Here is an 18,802-nt window from a genome sequence, read left to right on the forward strand (position 1 = left end):
TCCATGACCGACCGAATTCTGCTGCGCAAGGGCACCGTCATCACCGCCGCCGCCGAGGGGGAGGTGCTCCCGGAGACCGACATCCTCATCGAGGACGGCAAGATCGCCGCGATCGGTCGCGACCTCGCCGCCGCCGACGCGGAGATCGTCGACCTCACCGGGCGGATCGTCCTGCCGGGGTTCGTCGACACGCACCGCCACACGTGGCAGTCGGTCGTGCGCGACATCGCGAGCGACTGGTCCCTCACCGAGTACCTGGCCGGGCTGCACACCGGCATCTCGAAGTACTACCGCCCCGAGGACACCTACGCCGGCAACTACCTCGGCGCCCTCGAGGCCCTCGACTCGGGCATCACGACCCTCGTCGACTGGTCGCACAACCTCGCGACCCCCGAGCACGCCGATGCCGCGATCGCGGCCCTCAAGGACTCCGGCATGCGCGCGGTCTTCGCGCACGGCGGCGGGAACAAGCAGTGGGGAGCGCCCCTCCCCTCGCCGAACAACCACCCCGAGGACGCGCGGCGCATCCGCGAGCAGTATTTCTCCGACAACACCGGCCTCGTCACGATGGCCATGGCGCTCCGCGGTCCGCAGTTCACGCTGCCGGAGGTCAACCGCCACGACTTCGCGCTCGCCAACGACCTGGATCTGCGGATCACGGTGCACGTCGGCGACGGCTACTGGGGCAAGAGCGGCCCGATCTACAAGCTCCGCGACGACGGCCTCCTCTCCGACCGCATCACCTACGTGCACTGCGACACGCTCGCGGACGAGGAGCTCGACATCATCGCGGCCTCCGGCGGGTCGGCGTCGGTGGCGCCCGACGTCGAGATGCAGATGGGGCACGGGACCCCCGCGACCGGGCGCCTGCTGCAGCACGGCATCCGGCCGACCTTCTCCATCGACGTCTGCAGCAGCAACGGCGGCGACATGTTCGGCACGATGCGCACCGCGATCGGCATGCAGCGCTGGGCCGACAACGCGCCCGCCGTCGAGACCGGCGAGGTCATCGAGCGGATCGGGCTCACGTGCGCCGAGGTCGTGCGCTTCGCGACCATCGACGGGGCGAACGCCGCCGGACTCGGTGAGGTGACGGGCTCGATCGAGGTGGGCAAGGACGCCGACATCGTCGCCCTGGACGACCGGTCCCTCGCGATCACGCCGATGAACAACCCCTTCGGTGCCGTGGTGTACGCGGCGCACCCCGGGCTCGTGCGCGACGTGTGGGTCGCCGGCAACCGCGTGAAGCGCGACGGCGCCCTGGTCGGCGTCGACTACGACCGCATCAAGCAGCTCGCCGTCACGGCGCGCGACCACGTCATGGGCGAGATGCCCGGCGCGTCGCTCGGCGGCGAGTGGCACCCGGACCTCGGCTGATGAGCACCGGGACCGCGCCCCGGACCTCGGAGCGCACCGAACCCGTCGATCGGCGACGGCTCCCCGCCGTCGTGCTGTCCTGGCCCGGCACGCGGGCGCTCATCGCGGTGCTCGTGCTGTTCGCCGTCAGCCCGCTGTTCTCGGTCGGCACCCTGAGCCGGACCGCCATCGTGTCGATGCTGCCGTTCGCGGCGCTGATCGCGGTCGTCGCCATCGGGCAGACCCTGGTCATCCAGCAGGGGGGCCTCGACCTCTCGGTCAGCGGCGCGGTCACCCTGGGCGCGGTCTTCGCCGCGAAGGTCGGGACCGACGGGCACATCGGGATCGCGGCGACGGTCGTGCTCGCCATCCTCGTCACCTCCCTGTTCGGGATCCTGAGCGGCGTCGTCGTCGCCGTGTTCGGGCTGCCGCCCCTCGTGGTCACGATCGCGGCGAACGCGCTGATGATCGGGGCCGTCCAGGCGATCTCCGGGGGCTTCAGCTCCCAGGCGCCCCCGGAGATCACGACCTTCGCCCTGAGCCGGCTCGGCGGACTGCCGGTGCTCGCGATCATCGCGCTCGTGATCGCGCTGATCAGCCAGTTCGCGCTCAAGGTCACCCGCGTCGGGCGCCGCTTCGAGCTGGTCGGCGAGAACCGCCGGGCGGCCGAGTACATCGGCGTGCGCCCCCGGCTCTACACCGTGACCGCCTACTGGCTCTCGGCCCTGCTCGCCGGCGCCACCGGCGTCATGCTCGCGGGCCTTCTCCGGATCCCGACCCTCAGCTCCGGCGACGCCTACCTCCTGCCGTCGATCGCCGCCGTCGTGCTCGGCGGGACGGCGCTCACCGGAGGCCGCGGCAGCATCATCGGCACCGCACTCGGATCGCTGTTCCTGGCCCAGCTGAGCCAGCTCGTGCAGACCTTCACGCAGTCGACGGCGGTCCAGAACATCGTCCAGGCGCTCATCATCGGCGTCGGGATCGTCGCCCAGCTCCAGCTGGGCGGCTCGGCGGCGCGGCTCAAGGGCCTCGCCCGCCTCCGCAGGTCTGCCACCACCCCCACCACAGAGACACCTCGAAGAGGAGCGTGAACAACGTGAATCGCATCACCATCCGCGGCATCGCCGCCGCGGCGGCGGCCGTCGCGGCCGTCAGCCTGGCCCTCGCGGGCTGTTCGTCGACCAACGGCGGCAGCAGCAGCGGCACCAACACCCTGAAGGGCGACATCTCGGCCGGCAAGGTCGGCACCGCCGCCCAGTTCAGCAAGATCGATTCCGTGTGCGGCGACAAGCCGGTCACGGTCTCGGTCGTGGACGGCTACGGCACCAACTCGTGGTCCAAGACCGTCAAGGCCGAGATCGACTCCGAGGCCGCCAAGTGCAAGCAGATCAAGAGCGTGTCCTACACGGCCGGTCGCGGCGACCTGCAGGCGACGAACTCGGCCATCACCGGGGCGGCGGCCAAGGGCTCCAACATCCTCCTGGTGATCCCGGACGCCGGCCCCGGCCAGGCGCAGCTGCCGTCGATCCAGAAGGCGAGCAAGGCGGGCACGATCGTCGTGCCGTTCGCCTCCGACCCGACCGGCAAGCCCGGCACGCAGTACCTCGACTACACCGACCAGATCCCCGAGTACTCGGGCGAGGCCTGGGCCAAGTGGGTCGTCAGCACCCTGGGCTCCAAGGGCGGCAACGTCGTGTTCCTCGGCGGCCCGGCCGGCGCGGCCGTGTCGGCGCAGGAGTTCGTCGGCGTCCAGAAGGTGTTCGCGCAGAACCCGCAGATCACGCTCCTGACCAAGGAGCCGGTCACCACCAACTGGGACCCGGCGCAGGCGCAGCAGGCCATGGCCGGTCTCCTCAGCCAGTACCCGAAGATCGACGCGGTCGTGGCCGACTACGGCGCCGTCGCGAACGGCGTGATCCGCGCCTACCAGGCCGCGGGCGTCTCGCTGCCGCTGCTCACGTCGACCGACGACAACTCGCTCAGCTGCGGGTACGACCAGCTCAAGGCGACCAACCCGGGCTACGAGCTCGCGACCAACTCGTCGCGCACCTGGATCGGGCGGGTCGCGCTCCGCAAGGCGCTCGCCGCGTTCTACGGCAAGTCGGACTCCGAGCCGTCGCTGTACAACCTCGGCCTGGTCGAGGACTCCACGGGCAAGACCGCCGGCACCAAGAAGCCGGGCGAGGCGTGCCTGAAGGACGCTCCGACCGACGCGTCGCCGTCGTCGCTGCTCACGTCCGCCGAGTTCAAGAAGATCTTCGGCTGATGAGCGGACCGATCGGCTCGACACCCGGGCTGGTGCTCACCGACATCACGAAGACCTATCCGGGCGTGCGCGCTCTGGACGGCGTCAGCGTGACGTTCGAGCGCGGCAAGGTGCACGCGATCCTCGGGGAGAACGGCGCGGGCAAGTCGACGCTGGTCGGAATCGCCGCGGGGTCGGTCGTGCCGGATTCCGGCACGATCGGCCTCGCCGGCGAGCAGTACTCCCGCATCCTGCCCCGGCAGGCGCGCGAGAACGGGCTCGCCATCGTGTACCAGACCCCGGCCCTCGCGCCGTCGCTGAGCGTCGTCGACTCGGTGCTGCTCCTGCTCCCCGAGTCGAAGCGCCCGGCCCGCCGCGGCGCCGCGGGCTGGCTTGCCGAGCACTTCGACCGGCTCGGTCTCACCATCGACCCGCACGCGCTCGTCGGGTCGCTCTCGCTGCGCGAGGCGCACCTCATCGAGATCGCGGCCGCGTTGGCGTCCGACCCCACGGTCCTCGTCCTCGACGAGCCGACCGAGGCGCTCGGCGACGACGAGACGCGCTGGCTGTTCGACCGGATCGCGACCCTCCTCGAGCGCGACGTCGCGATCGTCTACATCACCCACCGCATCCCCGAGGTCGTCGAGATCGCGACCGACCTCACGGTCCTGCGCGACGGGCGCGTCGTGGGCCGCGGCACGGTGGCCGACTACTCCGAGGACCAGATCGTCGAGCTCATCGTCGGCCGCTCGCTCGAGACGACGTTCCCGGACAAGGCCGTGGCCGGCGCGGGCAGCGCGCTGCTGCGGATCGAGCACGCGACCGGTCAGGGGTTCCACGACGTCTCGTTCTCCGTCGAGCCGGGGCAGATCGTGGGCCTCGCCGGCGTCGAGGGCAACGGGCAGCGCGATCTGCTGCGGGCGCTCTCCGGCAAGGGGCCGATGACCGGCTCGATGCACGTCGGCGGCGCCGAGCTGACACGGCGCACGCCGAAGGCCGGCGCCGGCCTCGGGATCGCCTACCTCCCCGGCGACCGGCTCGGCGAGGCGATGTTCGGCAAGATGTCGATCCGCGAGAACGTGGTCGCGCCGTCGCTGCAGCTCGCGATGCCGGGCGGCTTCCTCAACCGTCGGCGGGAGTACGCCCTCACCCGCGAGGGCATCGCCGGACTCGCGGTGAAGACGCCGACCCTCGAGACGCCGGTGAGCTCGCTCTCGGGCGGCAGCCAGCAGAAGGTGCTGCTCGCGCGCTCGCGCCTGGGTGACCCGAAGGTCCTCCTCGTCGAGGACCCGACGCAGGGCGTCGACGCCGGCGCGCGGGTCGAGATCTACGCGTTCCTGCGGAGGCTCGCCGCCTCCGGGGTCGCGATCGTCGTGCTCTCGACGGATGCCGTGGAGCTCGAGGGGCTGTGCGACACCGTCCTCGTCTTCTCGCGCGGCCAGGTCGCGGCGACCCTCACCGGCGACGCCGTCACCGAGCACGCGATCACCGGCGCCGCCGTGCGCGCGCAGACCTCGTCCACGCCGACCGTCAGCGCGGTCCCGTCCGGGCGGCGTCGGGGCGCGTGGTGGCGCGGCGAGGGGCAGGCGGCGGTGCTGCTGGCCCTCGTCATCGCCCTCGGCGTCGCGACGACCGCCGTGTCGCCGGCCTTCCTGAACCCGCTCAACGTCAGTCAGACCCTGGCCGCGGCGTCGACCCTCGTCCTCGTCGGCCTCGCCCAGCTCCTGGTCGTCATGACCGGCGGCATCGACCTCTCCGTCGGATCGGTGGTCGCGCTCTCCGGCGTCATCGTGTCGTTCTTCGCGAACGGCGACATGGGTCTCTTCGCCGTGGGCATCCTGGTGGCGATCGTCGTCGGCGTGCTCGTCGGCTTCGTCAACGGACTCCTCGTGACCCGGCTCTCCATCCCCCCGGTCATCGCGACGCTCGTCTCGTCGATCGCGGTCCTCGGCGTGGCGCAGGTGCTGCGTCCGCAGCCCAGCTCGACGGCGACCGACACCATCATGACCGCGATCGGCACGACGGTCGCCGGGATCCCCGTGATCCTCGTCGTCGCCCTCGTCGTCGCGGTCGCGCTGTGGTTCGTCGTCGGCCGTACCGGCTTGGGCAGGGGGCTGCGCGCCGCCGGGTCGGACCCGGTGAAGGCCAACCGCATGGGTGTGCGGGTGCCGCGGATGCGGATCTTCGCGATGGTGGCCGCCGGCGCGCTGTCGGCGCTCGCGGGGTTCGCGCTGTACACGACCACCGGGATCGGCGATGCGAACACCGGGCAGACCCTGACGCTGACGTCGGTGACGGCGATCGTCATCGCGGGCGCGAGCATCTTCGGCGGCTCCGGGTCGGCCATCGCGGTGGCGGTGGCGGGGCTGCTGCTCGAGACCATCACGAGCGCGCTCACCTTCCTCTCGCTCAGCCTCTCGTGGCAGTACTGGGTCCAGGGCGCGTTCGTGCTCGTCGCCGCCGTCATCCCGCTCGTCGCCCGGCTCGTGCGATCGCGATCGGTGAGCGCCCGCACCCGCCCGCGGACGCCGGCCGAGGCCGTGGCCGGGGTGCCGTCGTGAGAGCCGCCGTCTATCACGGGGCCGGGGACGTCCGGATCGAGGAGCGGCCGGTGCCGGCACCGGCGCCCGGAGAGGCGCTCCTGCGCGTGCTGCGGAGCGGCATCTGCGGCACCGACGCCACCGAATGGCGCTCGGGCCCGCACCTCTTCCCGGTCGGCGACGCACCGCATCCCGTGACGGGGCATCGCGGTCCGATGATCCTCGGGCACGAGTTCGTCGCAGAGATCGTGCAGCCGGCCGCCGGGAGCCGCTTCGCCCTCGGCGATCTCGTCGCCGCGGGCGCGGGCGTGTGGTGCGGCGACTGTCCGCGCTGCCGCGAGGGCCGCTACAACCTCTGTCAGCGCTACACGACCCTGGGGCTCAACGTCGACGGCGGCATGGCGGAGTTCGTGGCGGCCGACGAGCGCATGCTCGCGCTGCTGCCCCCCGGGATCCCGCTCGATCATGCGGGGCTCGCCCAGCCGCTCGCCGTCGGCTTCCATGCCGCGCGCCGCTCGGGCGCCGGAGACGACGACCGGGTCGTGCTCATCGGCGCGGGCGCCATCGGCACCTTCGTCCTCGCGGCGCTTCGCGCGCTCGTCCGGGCCGACGTCACCGTGGTCGACTTCGCGGGATCCCGCCTCGATCGCGCTCTGCGCGTCGGCGCGGACCGGGTGGTGGCCGCCGGCGACACCACGGTCGCCGAGGTGCTGGAGGCCGTCGACCCGCGCGGCGCGGACGTCGTCATCGAGGCGAGCGGCGCGCCCGGCCAGCTCGCGGCCGCGACGCGCATGGTGCGGTCCGGCGGCCGCATCCTGCAGGTGGGGCTCCCGTCCCGTCCCGCCGAGATCGACCTCGCGGCCATCGTCCTCCGCGAGGTCACCATCCGCACCACCAACGCGCACCTGTTCCCGACGGACGTCCCGGCAGCCCTCGACCTCCTGGCGACCTCCGATCTCGGTGCCGAGCTGCTCGACTCGGTGCATCCGCTCGCAGACATCGCCGAGCAGCTCGACCGCCTCGCCTCGGGGCGGCTCGAGGGCAAGGTGCTCTTCGATCCCACGCGGCCCTGAGCACGCGATGAGGGCCTGTACATTGGAGCGCACCGCGCACGCGATGACCCGGACCCCGGAGCCGCGGCCGTGAGCGACGTCATCGCAGGGGTGCACATGGACAATCTGGGCTCGCGGCTGCGCGACGAGCGCCTCAAGGCCGGGATGACGCTGCGCGAGCTGGCGCGACAGGCGAACGTCTCGCCGAGCTTCGTGTCGCAGATCGAGAACGGCAAGTCGCAGCCCTCCGTCGCGACCCTGTACACCTTCTCCCGCCTCCTCGGCATCGCCGTCGACGACCTGTTCGACGAGGGCTGGGCGCAGCAGCCCGTCCAGCTGGTCGACGGCTGGGGACCCGACGGCGACAAGAACCCGGTCAACGCCTGGCACCCCAGCGAGTTCGCCAATCGGATCTCGCTGGTCCACCCCTCGCACCGCTCCCACCTCGACATGGCGGAGGGCGTCGTCTGGGAGCGCCTGGCGGCCACGCCCGAGCAGGGCGTCAACTTCATGAAGATCGTCTACGCGCCGGGCGCCACCTCGACGCCCGGCGGAGAGCTCCTCAGCCACGACAGCTACGAGTACGGCTACGTGCTCCGCGGGTCGGTGCAGGTCACCGTGGGCACCGAGGAGTTCCTCCTGCACGAGGGGGAGTCGCTCGGATTCGACTCGAACATCCCCCACGTGCTGCGCAACATCGGCGACGTGGACTTCGAGGGCGTCTGGTTCGTGCACGGCCGACGGCACTGAGGCCGCCCCGCCGGCGCGTCAGTCGGCCAGCCCGAAACGCGCGTGCAGGCGCGTGAGCGGCGCGGGTGCCCACCACATGATCCGCCGCTGCCAGGTCATGAACGCCGGCACGAGCAGGCAGCGCACGAGCGTGGCGTCGATGAGCACCGCCACCGCGAGGCCCACCCCGAGCTGCTTGATCACCATGAGGTCGCCGGTCGCGAAGCCGAGGAAGACCACGATGATGATGAGCGCCGCCGAGGTGATGATACGGCCGGAGCGCTGCAGGCCGAGGGCGATCGCCTCGGCGCCGTCGACTCCGGCATCCACCCGCTCCTTGATGCGCGACAGGATGAACATCTCGTAGTCCATCGCGAGGCCGAAGCCGAACACGAAGGTCAGCAGGAGCACGAGCACGTCGACCCCGTAGACGTGGGAGGCGTCGAAGCCGAGCACCGGCGCGAAGTTGCCGAGCTCGAACCCCCAGACCAGCACCCCGACGGAGGCGCCGAGCGAGAGCGCGCTCGCGACGAGCGCCTTGAGCGGCACGACGAGCGACCCGGTCATGAGGAAGAGCAGCACGATCGTGCCGATCGCGATGACGAGCGCAGCCCAGGGCGCCCCGCGGAGGAGCGAATCTGTGAGGTCCTGCGTCGACGCGTCGACGCCCGTCACCCAGTGCGCGAAGGCCGGGGGATGGGCGCGGATCTCCTGCACGACCGCGATCCCGTCGCGGCTGCGGTCGAGGCGCACGAGGGCGCCCCAGCCGTCGCCGGACTCCGCCGGCTCGGCCACCGAGCGCACGTGGGCGAGCCGTTCGACGTCGGCGGCCCACGAGACCGCGTCGGCCCGCGTCCTCGTCACGAGCTCGACCCGGGTGAGGCCGGCGTCCGGGAACTCGTCGTCGAGCGTCGTCTGGAACGCGTACTGGGTCGAGGCGCGCGGGATCGCATCGACGCTCGTGTTGGCGAGGTGCAGGGTCAGCAGCGGACTCCCGACCGCGAGCAGCACCACGATGGTCGCGAGCGTCACGAGCTCGGGTCGCCGCTGGACGCGCCGCGTGAGCTTCGAGAAGAAGCCGTCCTCCGGGGCGACGTCCCCGAAGCGCGAGACGACGCCACGGATCCCGGGGACCCGGCTGAGGGCGCCGGGGCGGATGAGCCGCTCACCGCTCAGCGAGAGCATCGCCGGCATGAGCGTCAGCGCCGAGGCGATCGCGATCACGGTGACCGCCACCGCCGCGACGCCGATCGCGCGCACCATCACCGGCTCGAACACGAGGAGGCCGAGCGACGCGATCGCGAACGTCGTCCCGGAGAACGCGACGGTGCGGCCCGCGCGATCGACCGTCTCGGCGATCGCCTCGATGCGGGCCGCCCGGCGGTCGCTCCCGCGGGCGCCGGTCGCGCCGCGGTAGGTCTCGCGGAACCGCGACACCATGAGCAGCCCGTAGTCGATCGAGAGCCCGAGCCCGACCGCCGTGACGACGTTGATCACGGTGTTGGCGATGTCCATCGTGTAGGTGAACGCGAACAGCGCCCCCAGCGCGCCCACGATCGACGCGCCGGCGCCGACCAGGGGGAGCCCCGCCGCGAGGAAGCCGCCGAAGACGAAGAGCATCACGAGCAGGGCGATCGGCAGCGCGACGGTCTCGCCGCGGCGCAGGTCGTTCTCGGAGATCCCCTGCAGCGAGGTCGCGAGGAGGCCGCCGCCGCCGACCTCGGCGGTCGCGCGGGGGAAGGCCGCGCGGACGTCGTCGCGCGCGTGCTCGAGGATCCGCTGGACCCGCGCCTGGCGCGCGTCCGACGGATGGTCGGACAACGTGGCGGTCAGCAGCACGCCGCGACCGTCCGCCGAGAGGAGCGGCGCGAGCTGCGGAGCCCGGGAGCCGTCCGGCAGGCGCGGCACGGCGAGCGGGTCGGTGTACCTCGTGTGCGGCACGGCGGCGAGGTCGTGCCCGAGGCCGGTCGCGATCGAACCGAGCCGCGGGGAGTCGACGTCGACGCCGTGCACGAGGAGCGTCAGCGTGGTCGTGCCCTGCCGTCCGCTCAGCAGATCCTGGCCGTGCTGGGACTCCCCGTCGACCTTGGGGATCCCCTCCGCCAAGCGCTGGAACAGGGTCTGGCCGCCGACGCCGCCGAGCGCGAAGGCGCCAGCGGCCCCGAGGACCACCAGCCAGATCGCGAGGACGACGAACGGGTGCCGCGCCGAGGCGCGCCCGAGCGCGGCGAGCGGGCGACGGCGGGGCCGGGAGTCCGGGGATGCGGTCGACATGATCAGACCCGGTCGCGCCAGTCCTCGCCCTCGAGGTCGACCACCGCGTTCGGCATGGTGATCGCGCTCGTCGGCGGGCCGTACACGGTGGCCTCGTCGCGCCGGTGGCGCAGCACCGTGTCGACGTAGGAGGTCAGCGCCTCGGCGAGCGGCACGTTCCGCTGCTCCTCCTGGGACCGGTACCAGCGGTGCTCGAGCAGCTGATGGAAGACCTCGGCCGGCTCGAGCTTGCCGCGCAGGTCCTTCGGGATCGCGCGGACGATCGGCTCGAACACGCGCGTCAACCACTCGTGGGCGACCGCCTCCTCGTCCCGTCCGACGCGGTCGCCGGTGCTGCGGTACGCGTCCAGGTCGTTGAGGAGCCGCCGGGCCTGGTTCTCTCCAGCGTCCAGCCCGGTGAGGCGCAGCAGCCGCCGCGAGTGGTGCCCGGCGTCGACGACCTTCGGCTGGATCCGCACCCGATTGCCGCCGGCGTCTTTCCGGATCGACAGCTCCTCGATGTCGAACCCGAGGTCGTTCAGCCGCTCGACGCGTCGGGCGATCCGCCAGCGCTCGGACTCCGGGAACGACTCAGCGGCCGTCAGCTCGGTCCAGAGGGTGCGGTAGGCGGTGAGGATGCCGTCGGACACGCGGATCGGGTCGATCTCCTCGTCGAGACGGTTGCCGGACTGCAGGTCGAACAGCTCGCCCGCGATGTTGACCCGCGCGATCTCGAGGTCGTGCTCGCGCTGCCCCTCGCTGAGGCCGCCCTCGTGCAGGACGCCGGTCTCGGCGTCGACGAGGTAGGCGGCGAACGAGCCGGCGTCGCGCCGGAACAGCGTGTTCGACAGCGACACGTCACCCCAGAAGAAGCCCGCGATGTGGAGCTTCGCGAGCAGCACCGCGAGGGCGTCGACGAAGCGGACCGCCGTCTCCGGCCGGAGGGTCTGCGAGAAGAGGGCGCGGTAGGGGAGCGAGAACTTGAGGTGCCGCGTGACGAGGACGGGCTCCAGGGGCTCGCCGTCGGCGTCGGTCCGGTTCGTGATCACCGCGACCGGCTCGACGCAGGGCAGCTCGAGGCGCTGCAGCACGCGGAGCATGTCGTACTCCCGGCGGGCGAGCTCCTCGCTGGTCTCCTTGACCGCGATGACCCACTCGCCGAGACGCACGAAGCGCACGAGGTGCCGCGAGATGCCCTTCGGCAGGGCGGCGATGAGATCGTCGGGCCAGAGGTCGAGCGGGAGGTCCCAGGGCAGGTCGAGCAGCGCCGAGGGGTCGTCGATCGCCGACGTGAGGGAGAGCTCCGGAGCCACGCCACGAGCCTAGGCCGCGCGGCTCACCCCGCAGCCGGTCACCGCACGGCGGCGCGCATGGCGGTGAGGTTCTCGGGTCGCGGCTCCTGTTCGCCGCGCTCGATCCGGTGCGCCAGCTCGACCACCGCGTCGTTAACGGGGGTCGGGATGCCGACCCGCCGGCCCTCCGCCGTCACGTGGCCGTTGAGGTCGTCGACCTCGCTGTGCCGGCCCCGGCGCCAGTCCTGCAGGACCGTGGTCGTGGCACCCGGGACGACGAAGCCCGCGAAGAGCTTGTCCGTCATGACGTCGACGACCTTCGTGCGGTCGCGGATCTCGTCCTCGGTCAGCCCGAAGATCGGCAGCACCTGGTGCCCGAGCGCCGCGCCGACCGCGAGCGCCTCGTTGCCGGCCGCCACCATGACGTCGCGGTACCCCGGCGTGCGGATCGCGTCGAGCATGGGCAGGCCAAGCGCGGCCGAGGTCACGAGCAGCGTCGCGTTGCTCACGAGCTTCATCCACTTCGCGCTCTCGATGTCGTCGAAGTGCGCGACGGCCCCCGAGTGCCGCAGCAGCGCGGCGAGCTCGTCCTCCCGTGCGCGCGACGGGCCGCCGGGCGGCGTCCCGGTCGCGAACCAGGAGGCCGACACGGGCGTGTGACGGTGCACGAGAGCCGGCTCGTCCATGGTCGACGAGCACTCGATGACCGTCCCGATCGTGCGCTCCGCGCCGACCGCGGTGGCGACGTCGCCCGTGGTCATGCCGTTCTGCACGCCCGCCATGAGACCGTCGTCGGCGAGGTACGGGGCGATGAGGCGCGCCGCCCAGCCGGCGTCGTAGGCCTTCATCAGCATCAGCACGACGTCGAAGCGGCCGCGCAGCTCGGCCACCTCGCAGAGGTGCAGGACCCGCGGCCGGACGTGGATCGTCTCCTCCGGGGTCTCGACGGTCAGGCCGTCGGCGCGCATCCGCTCCACGTGCGCCGGCCACTGCTCGATGAGGGTGACGTCCAGGTCGGCGCGGATGAGGTCGGCTCCCACCGACGCGCCGTTGGCGCCCGCGCCGAGCACGGCGATCCTCTGCGTCGTCATCCCGACTCCTTCCGGCCTCATCGCCCGGCGCTCTGCGCCAGTGGCATTCTCCGGCCTTCCCGTGCAAATGTGTACACCATGGCTGAACATCGGCCGGTCACCGTCGACGAAGGAAGCGCCGCATGATCCTCCACATCGCCCAGTTCACCTGGAAGCCCGAGGTCGCCGAGGACGATGTCGCGGCGCTGACCGCCGCCCTCACCGGGATGGCAGCGCAGATCCCGTCGATCCGCTCGTACGTCGCCGGGGCGAATCTCCGGCTCCGCCCGAGCCCCACCGACTACGCCGTCGCGGCCGTCGTCGATGACGCGGAGGGCCTCGCCGCCTACCTGGACCACCCGCTCCACGCGGCGGTCTACGAGGAGCACCTGGGACGGATGATCGCGGAGCGCGCCGCCGCCCAGGTGGAGATCGAGGCGGGCGCGCTGTCGTGACGACCATGCCGGCGGCGGTTCTCCACGCCCCGGGCGACCTCAGGATCGAGGAGGTCGAGGTTCCGACACCGGGCCCCGGAGAGGTCCGCATCCGGGTCGGCGTCTGCGGCGTGTGCGGCTCGGACGCCACCGAGTTCGGTCGGGGACTGGTCCTCGCGCGGCCGCCGGTCGTCCTCGGGCACGAGTTCGCGGGGGTGGTGGAGGCCGTCGGGCCGGGCGTGGACGGCCCCGCGCCCGGAGCGACGGTCGTCTGCGGGGCCGGGGTGTCGTGCGGCGCCTGTCGCCCGTGCCGGAGGGGTCGGACCAACCTCTGCACCACCTACCGGACCCTCGGATTCGCGCTCGACGGCGGTCTCGCCCGCTACGTGGTGGCTCCCGCCGCCACCACCGTCGACGTCACCGCGGCGCGGCTGCCGATGGACACTCTCGGGCTGGCGCAGCCCATGGCGATCGCGGTGCACACGGTGCGCCGGTCGGGGCTCCGCGCCGGCGACGACGCCGTGATCGTGGGGGCGGGCGGGATCGGCTCCTTCATCGTCGTGGCCGCCGCGGCGGTCGGTGCCCGGGTGCTCGTCGTCGACCGGCACGAGGAGCGCCGGCGCATCGCCGAGGCGCTCGGCGCGACCGCGGCGCTCGCCGACGGCGACCTGCTCCCCGAGGCGCTGCACGAGCTCGGATTCGACCCCGATGTCCTGTTCGAGGTGACGGGATCGGTGACGGGTCTCCGCACGGTGCTCGCCCTGGCGGGTCGCGGCGCCACCGTCGTCCCGGTGGGGGTGCAGCGGGCCGATCCCGCCGTGCCGCTCGGGCGCTGGACGCTCGACGAGATCGCCGTGGTGGGCACGGTGGCGCACGTCGTCGCGTCCGATCTCCCGGAGGCCGTGCGGCTTCTCGCCGCGCGGCCCGACTGGTCGGACATCGCCCCGACGGTGTGGCCGCTGGACCGTCTGATCCCCGACGTGCTCCAGCCCCTGCTCGACGGCGGGTCCCGCCCCGTGAAGGCGCTCATCGACCCGTGGGCGACGACGTCGCGCGCTGCTGTTCATGTCCGATAGCGGCAGGCGTTCACTGCTGCTGTACACTCGACGCGGGATCTGCCGAAGCATCCAGAGGAGCACTCGATGAAGAGCACCGGGACGACCGGAACCAACGCCGTCGACTGGGAGGAGCGGGTCGACATGGACCGGCTCCGGGACGCCCGGCTGGCCCGATTGCACGCGGAGTTGGAGGCGTCCTCGCTCGGCGCGGTCCTCGCCTTCGACTTCTCGAACATCCGGTACGCGTCGGCGACCCACATCGGCACCTGGGCGATGGACAAACTGATCCGCTTCTGCCTCGTCACGCGCAAGACGGACCCGATCGTGTGGGACTTCGGCTCCGCCGCCAAGCACCACGCCCTCTACAACCCGTGGCTCGACGTGACGACGCAGGAGGCCGACGCCGACCCCTCCAAGCCGCACGACGGCGCCAAGCGCACCCGGCTCGAGTCCGGGGCCCGCGCCGGGATCTCGACGCTCCGCGGCGCGTTCCCGCCGGATGCCGACCTCGCCGGCGACCTCGCCCGCAAGATCAAGCGCGAGCTGGAGAAGTTCGGTCTCGCGAACGAGCCGCTCGGCGTCGACGTGGTCGAGCTGCCGGTCCTCCTCGCCCTCCAGCGCGAGGGCATCGAGGTCGTCGACGGCCAGCAGGTCTTCATGGAGGCGCGGCGGATCAAGACGCCGGACGAGATCCGACTGCTGACCCAGGCCGCGTCCATGGTCGACGGCGCCTATGAGGAGCTCTACCGGTTCCTCCGCCCCGGCGTCCGCGAGAACGAGGCGGTCGGCCTCGTGGCCAAGACCCTCTACGACTACGGCTCGGAGTACGTCGAGGGCGTCAACGCCATCTCGGGCGAGCGCTGCTCGCCGCACCCGCACGTGTTCAGCGACCGGATCATCCGCCCGGGCGACCCGGCGTTCTTCGACATCCTGCACAGCTGGAACGGCTACCGCACCTGCTACTACCGCACGTTCGCGGTGGGCTCGGCGAGCCAGGCGCAGCGCGACGCGTACACCCGCGCCCGGGAGTACATGGACCGTGCCATCGCCCTCGTCAAGCCGGGCGCGACGACCGCGGACATCGTCGCGGTCTGGCCGAAGGCCGAGGACTTCGGCTTCGCCGACGAGATGGCGGCGTTCGCCCTGCAGTACGGCCACGGCGTCGGGCTCTCCATCTGGGAGAAGCCGATCTTCAGCCGCCTCACCTCGTTCGACCACCCGGAGACGCTGCAGGAGGGGATGGTGTTCGCCCTCGAGACGTACTGGCCGGCTTCCGACGGATGGGGCGCCGCCCGCATCGAGGAGGAGGTCGTCGTGACCGCCGACGGCTGCGAGGTCATCACCAAGTTCCCGGCCGAGGAGCTCATCGTCGCGGGGCGCCAGTACTACACGATCGACGGCCCGCTGAACCTCAACCGCGACTCGCAGTCGAGCCGCAACACCGTCTGGGGGCGGGGCGAGGCGTGACCGTCGGGTTCCTCGGCCTCGGATCCATGGGGTCCGGGATGGCGTCCCGCCTGGTGCAGGGCGGCCACGACGTGATCGTGTGGAACCGCTCCGATGGCGCGGTCGCCGAGCTCGTGGCGCGCGGCGCCCGGGCCGCGACGACCCCGCGGGAGGCGCTGGCGGCCGACGTCTCGTTCTCGATGCTGGCCAACGACGAGGCGACGGGCCAGGTGCTCGCCGACGAGTCGCTGGCCGATGCGGCGGGCACGACGCACGTGAGCATGGCCTCCATCTCGCCGGAGCTGACGACCGATCTGGCGGACCGGTTCGCCGAAGCCGGCGCCTCCTTCGCCGCCGCACCGGTGCTGGGCCGCCCGCCGGTCGCCGCCGCCGGGGAGCTCAACATCCTCTTCGCCGGCCCGCGAGACGTGCTCGAGACGGCTCGACCGTACCTCGAGCTCATGGGCAAGCGGGTCTGGGATCTCGGCGTCACGCCCAGTCAGGCGAACGTCGTCAAGATCTCCGTCAACTACAACCTCATCCACGCCATGCAGGCGATCGGCGAGTCGGTCGCCATGGTCGAGCGGCAGGGCGTCGACCCGGGCGTCTTCGTCGACCTCCTCACGAGCTCCCTGTTCGGGGGCGTGGCCTACACGGGCTACGGGCGCGAGATCGTCGAGCGCGGCTACAAGCCGGCGGGCTTCACCATGGAGCTCGGGTTCAAGGATCTCCGGCTGGCGGAGGGCGTCCAGCGCGACGGCGGAGTCACCGCGGCGACGATGCCGGCGCTCATCGCCGTCTTCGAGGCGGCGCTGGCCGACGCCGACCTCCGCGACGCCGACTGGGGCGGCATCGCCGAGGTCTCGCGCCGCGACCTGCTCGGCTGACGGGGGCGCCCGTCAGAGCAGGGAGCTGCCCCGGTCGACGTGCAGGTGCTGCCCGGAGAGGCCCTGGTTGTCCAGGAGGAAGCGGGTGGTCTCCACGACGTCCTGCATCGTGGCCAGCCGTCCGCCGGGAGTGTGCTTCTCGTAGCCCTCGAGCACGCCGGCCGGCTTGCCGGCCCAGAACGGGCTGTCGCCGATGATGCCGGGGTGGATGGCGTTGACGCGCATCGGCGCGAGCTCGAGCGCGAGCGTGTGCGTGAGTCCCATCACGCCGCCGTTGATCGTCGAGACCGTCGTCGACCCCGGGTAGGGGAGGTCCTTCGCGCGGCCGCCGAACAGGACGATGCCCGTGCGGTTCGTGGGCTCGAGTCGGTCGAGGAGGACGTGGATGGTCTCCGTGTAGCCGACCAGCTTGAGGACGACCAGGCGCTTCGCCCGCTCCACCGAGTAGTCGCGGACGCTGTTCGCGTCGCGCTCGATGGCCGCGAGCACGAGGCCGTGCACCTCGCCGAGCGGGCGGAGCGCCTCGGCGATGGTCTCGGGCTCCGAGATGTCGAGCGCGATGCCCGTCGCGTCGGGGCCGAGCGAGGCGGCGATGCCCGCCGTCCGTTCCTGGTCGCGGCCGGTGATCACCACCCGCTCGCCGTGCGCGATCACGTCGCGGGCGATCTCCAGGCCGATCCCGCTGGTTCCGCCGACGACGACGATGGTGCGTGGGGTCATGGGGCGCTCTCTCCTCATCGAGTGGGCTGTCGCAGGAAGATGCACTGGACAGCGACGTTCAGCATTGCTTAACTTATCGAAGTCCTCCCGAACGCGGAAGTCATGTCGCGCGACGATGCGCGCCCGCCGGGTGGGACCGCGAATCAAGGAGGATGAGCGCCCATGGCCCAACCCCAGGCCGGCCAGCCGATCGTGTTCCGCAACGGCATCGTCGTGACGATGGACGACGCCCATACCGTCCTCCCGCGAGGTGATGTCCTGGTCGTCGACGGCAGGATCGCCGAGGTCGGCACCGCCATCACGGCGCCCGAGGGCGCCGCCGAGATCGACGCCTCCGGCGGGATCGTCATGCCCGGCATGATCGACACGCACCGCCACATGTGGCAGACCGCGATGCGCGCCTATGGCGCCGACTGGACCCTCACCCAGTACTTCGTCTGGTACTACCTGCAGTACGGCAAGCTGTTCCGCCCCGAGGACTACGCGGCGGGCAACCTGATCTCCGCGCTCGACGCGGTGGAGTCCGGCGTCACGACGAGCGTCGACTGGTCGCACGGCCTCCGGACCCCCGACCACGGCTGGGCCGCGTACGAGGCGCTCGCCACGTCACCCGGTCGCTTCGTCTTCGCCTACGGCAACATCCACCAGGCCCCGTGGGAGTGGACCGCCGATCCGGAGGTGCGCAAGATCCTCGAGACCTCGCGCGACGACTCCCGCATCTTCGGCACGCAGGTCGCGTTCGACGTCTCCGATCAGGACGCCGAGTTCCCCGAGCTCGCGGCCTATCGCGCGGCGAAGGAGCTCGGGCTGCGGGTGACGACGCACGCCGGGGTGTGGGGCGCCACCAACGACTGGGGCATCCGCAACGCCTACGACGCGGGCGTGATGGAGGAGGGCTTCACGTACGTCCACGCCGCCTCACTCTCGGCCGACTCGTACCAGAAGATCGCGGCGACCGGCGGCAACGTGTCGCTCGCGACCGAGTCGGAGGACACCTGCGGGCAGGGGTACCCGCCGATCCACCAGCTGCGCCGGTACGGCATCCCCGCGTCGCTGTCCGTCGACACGAGCGTCTGGTTCAGCGCCGACCTGTTCTCCGCGATGCGGGCCACCGTGAACGCCGACCGCGCGCTCGAGCACTACCTGGCCCACCAACTCGACCCGGCCGAGACCGTGACGCACGTGAAGCTCCGCGCCGAGGACGTGGTGCACATGGCGACCCGCGGTGGCGCGCACGCGATCGGCAAGGAGGATCAGGTCGGATCGCTCGAGGCCGGCAAGCTCGCCGACGTCGTCCTGCTGAAGAACGAGGACTCGCCCACCTGGGCGCCGCTCATCAACCCCTACGGTCAGATCGTCTACCAGGCGCAGCGCGGCGACGTGCACACCGTGCTGGTCGGCGGCGAGGTCGTGAAGTCCGACGGCAAGGTGGTGGCCGGCGACCTGAAGGGCGTCCGCGCGAAGCTCGACGACACCGTCGCGTACCTCGAGCGCGAGGTCGGCGACGACTGGATCAGGGGCCAGTTCCCGGAGATCCCGGAGGCCGAGGTCCTCTACAACCCGTACCAGTACAAGAAGTAGACCCCCCGGTCGCGGGGGGGGGGGGGGGGGGCCCCCCCCGGCGGGCGCCCCCCCCCCCACGGCCACCCCCGCAAGGGGGCGGGGGGGGGGTGAGCAGGAGGGCACGCGGGGGGGGGGGGGGGCGGGGACCGCCGCGGGG

15 protein-coding genes are annotated in these 18,802 nt (G+C 72.0%); 11 read left to right on the forward strand and 4 right to left on the reverse strand.

What is annotated here, in order from left to right; all coding sequences use genetic code 11:
* Positions 1-3 precede the first annotated feature (3 nt).
* From ACTHM3_RS12570 to ACTHM3_RS12595, 6 genes are all read left to right on the forward strand, one after another.
* Complete coding sequence (locus tag ACTHM3_RS12570; RefSeq protein WP_440406447.1) at positions 4-1,377, forward strand: amidohydrolase family protein; 1,374 nt, start codon at positions 4-6, stop codon at positions 1,375-1,377.
* On the forward strand, positions 1,377-2,447 hold the full coding sequence (locus ACTHM3_RS12575; protein ID WP_440406448.1) for an ABC transporter permease: 1,071 nt from the start codon (positions 1,377-1,379) through the stop codon (positions 2,445-2,447). Before ACTHM3_RS12570 ends, ACTHM3_RS12575 begins: the two co-directional genes overlap by 1 nt.
* 5 nt (positions 2,448-2,452) lie before the next feature.
* Positions 2,453-3,622 (forward strand): substrate-binding domain-containing protein, encoded by a 1,170-nt coding sequence (locus tag ACTHM3_RS12580; RefSeq protein ID WP_440406449.1) that lies wholly within the window; start codon positions 2,453-2,455, stop codon positions 3,620-3,622.
* Entirely contained in the window at positions 3,622-6,162 is a 2,541-nt protein-coding gene (locus ACTHM3_RS12585) for an ATP-binding cassette domain-containing protein (RefSeq protein ID WP_440406450.1), read from the forward strand. Before ACTHM3_RS12580 ends, ACTHM3_RS12585 begins: the two co-directional genes overlap by 1 nt.
* A 50-nt stretch (positions 6,163-6,212) precedes the next feature.
* Positions 6,213-7,214 (forward strand): zinc-dependent alcohol dehydrogenase, encoded by a 1,002-nt coding sequence (locus tag ACTHM3_RS12590; RefSeq protein WP_440406451.1) that lies wholly within the window; start codon positions 6,213-6,215, stop codon positions 7,212-7,214.
* A 69-nt stretch (positions 7,215-7,283) separates the two neighbouring features.
* Entirely contained in the window at positions 7,284-7,943 is a 660-nt protein-coding gene (locus tag ACTHM3_RS12595; protein ID WP_440406452.1) for a helix-turn-helix domain-containing protein, read from the forward strand.
* An 18-nt stretch (positions 7,944-7,961) separates the two neighbouring features.
* Here ACTHM3_RS12595 and ACTHM3_RS12600 read toward each other — a convergent pair whose 3' ends face one another.
* Genes ACTHM3_RS12600 through ACTHM3_RS12610 form a run of 3 tightly spaced genes read right to left on the reverse strand, consistent with a single transcriptional unit; the run spans position 7,962 to position 12,558 of the window.
* The gene (locus ACTHM3_RS12600) at positions 7,962-10,196 is read right to left on the reverse strand and encodes an MMPL family transporter (RefSeq protein ID WP_440406453.1); all 2,235 of its coding nucleotides are present in this window, start codon (positions 10,194-10,196) and stop codon (positions 7,962-7,964) included.
* Positions 10,197-10,198: 2 nt separating this feature from the next.
* A complete protein-coding gene (locus tag ACTHM3_RS12605; RefSeq protein WP_440406454.1) occupies positions 10,199-11,488 on the reverse strand; it encodes a DUF4032 domain-containing protein in 1,290 nt (429 codons plus the stop codon).
* A gap of 38 nt (positions 11,489-11,526) precedes the next feature.
* Entirely contained in the window at positions 11,527-12,558 is a 1,032-nt protein-coding gene (locus tag ACTHM3_RS12610) for a ketopantoate reductase family protein (protein ID WP_440406455.1), read from the reverse strand.
* Between the two features lie 122 nt (positions 12,559-12,680).
* Between ACTHM3_RS12610 and ACTHM3_RS12615 the strand changes: the two genes are divergently transcribed.
* The 4 genes from ACTHM3_RS12615 (at position 12,681) to ACTHM3_RS12630 (ending at position 16,362) form a co-directional block, all read left to right on the forward strand.
* Positions 12,681-12,992 (forward strand): Dabb family protein, encoded by a 312-nt coding sequence (locus ACTHM3_RS12615; protein ID WP_440406456.1) that lies wholly within the window; start codon positions 12,681-12,683, stop codon positions 12,990-12,992.
* 5 nt (positions 12,993-12,997) lie between these two features.
* Positions 12,998-14,047, forward strand: coding sequence for a zinc-dependent alcohol dehydrogenase (locus ACTHM3_RS12620; RefSeq protein WP_440406464.1), 1,050 nt, complete (start codon positions 12,998-13,000; stop codon positions 14,045-14,047).
* Positions 14,048-14,113: 66 nt separating this feature from the next.
* Complete coding sequence (locus ACTHM3_RS12625; protein ID WP_440406457.1) at positions 14,114-15,496, forward strand: M24 family metallopeptidase; 1,383 nt, start codon at positions 14,114-14,116, stop codon at positions 15,494-15,496.
* Positions 15,493-16,362, forward strand: coding sequence for an NAD(P)-dependent oxidoreductase (locus ACTHM3_RS12630; protein ID WP_440406458.1), 870 nt, complete (start codon positions 15,493-15,495; stop codon positions 16,360-16,362). The genes ACTHM3_RS12625 and ACTHM3_RS12630 overlap by 4 nt, the downstream gene beginning before the upstream one ends.
* 12 nt (positions 16,363-16,374) lie before the next feature.
* On the opposite strand, the gene ACTHM3_RS12635 is transcribed toward ACTHM3_RS12630, so the two are convergent.
* Positions 16,375-17,082, reverse strand: a complete 708-nt coding sequence (locus tag ACTHM3_RS12635; protein ID WP_440406459.1) for an SDR family NAD(P)-dependent oxidoreductase — start codon at positions 17,080-17,082, stop codon at positions 16,375-16,377.
* Positions 17,083-17,244: 162 nt separating this feature from the next.
* On the opposite strand from ACTHM3_RS12635, the gene ACTHM3_RS12640 reads away from it, so the two are divergent.
* Positions 17,245-18,663 carry an amidohydrolase family protein gene (locus ACTHM3_RS12640; RefSeq protein ID WP_440406460.1) on the forward strand — a complete coding sequence of 473 codons (1,419 nt, stop codon included), beginning with the start codon at positions 17,245-17,247 and terminating at the stop codon, positions 18,661-18,663.
* Positions 18,664-18,802: the final 139 nt, after the last annotated feature.

It is taken from the genome of Pseudolysinimonas sp. (assembly GCF_051954455.1).
Taxonomy (GTDB): Bacteria; Actinomycetota; Actinomycetes; order Actinomycetales; family Microbacteriaceae; genus Pseudolysinimonas.

Excerpts from the sequence above, each read along its gene's own strand:
- ACTHM3_RS12610 (WP_440406455.1), bottom strand. The coding sequence starts at position 12,558 with ATGACGACGCAGAGGATCGCCGTGCTCGGCGCGGGCGCCAACGGCGCG.
- ACTHM3_RS12615 (WP_440406456.1), top strand. The coding sequence starts at position 12,681 with ATGATCCTCCACATCGCCCAGTTCACCTGGAAGCCCGAGGTCGCCGAG.
- ACTHM3_RS12635 (WP_440406459.1), bottom strand. The coding sequence starts at position 17,082 with ATGACCCCACGCACCATCGTCGTCGTCGGCGGAACCAGCGGGATCGGC.
- ACTHM3_RS12640 (WP_440406460.1), top strand. The coding sequence starts at position 17,245 with ATGGCCCAACCCCAGGCCGGCCAGCCGATCGTGTTCCGCAACGGCATC.
- ACTHM3_RS12575 (WP_440406448.1), top strand. The coding sequence starts at position 1,377 with ATGAGCACCGGGACCGCGCCCCGGACCTCGGAGCGCACCGAACCCGTC.
- ACTHM3_RS12570 (WP_440406447.1), top strand. The coding sequence starts at position 4 with ATGACCGACCGAATTCTGCTGCGCAAGGGCACCGTCATCACCGCCGCC.
- ACTHM3_RS12625 (WP_440406457.1), top strand. The coding sequence starts at position 14,114 with ATGAAGAGCACCGGGACGACCGGAACCAACGCCGTCGACTGGGAGGAG.
- ACTHM3_RS12585 (WP_440406450.1), top strand. The coding sequence starts at position 3,622 with ATGAGCGGACCGATCGGCTCGACACCCGGGCTGGTGCTCACCGACATC.
- ACTHM3_RS12620 (WP_440406464.1), top strand. The coding sequence starts at position 12,998 with ATGCCGGCGGCGGTTCTCCACGCCCCGGGCGACCTCAGGATCGAGGAG.
- ACTHM3_RS12600 (WP_440406453.1), bottom strand. The coding sequence starts at position 10,196 with ATGTCGACCGCATCCCCGGACTCCCGGCCCCGCCGTCGCCCGCTCGCC.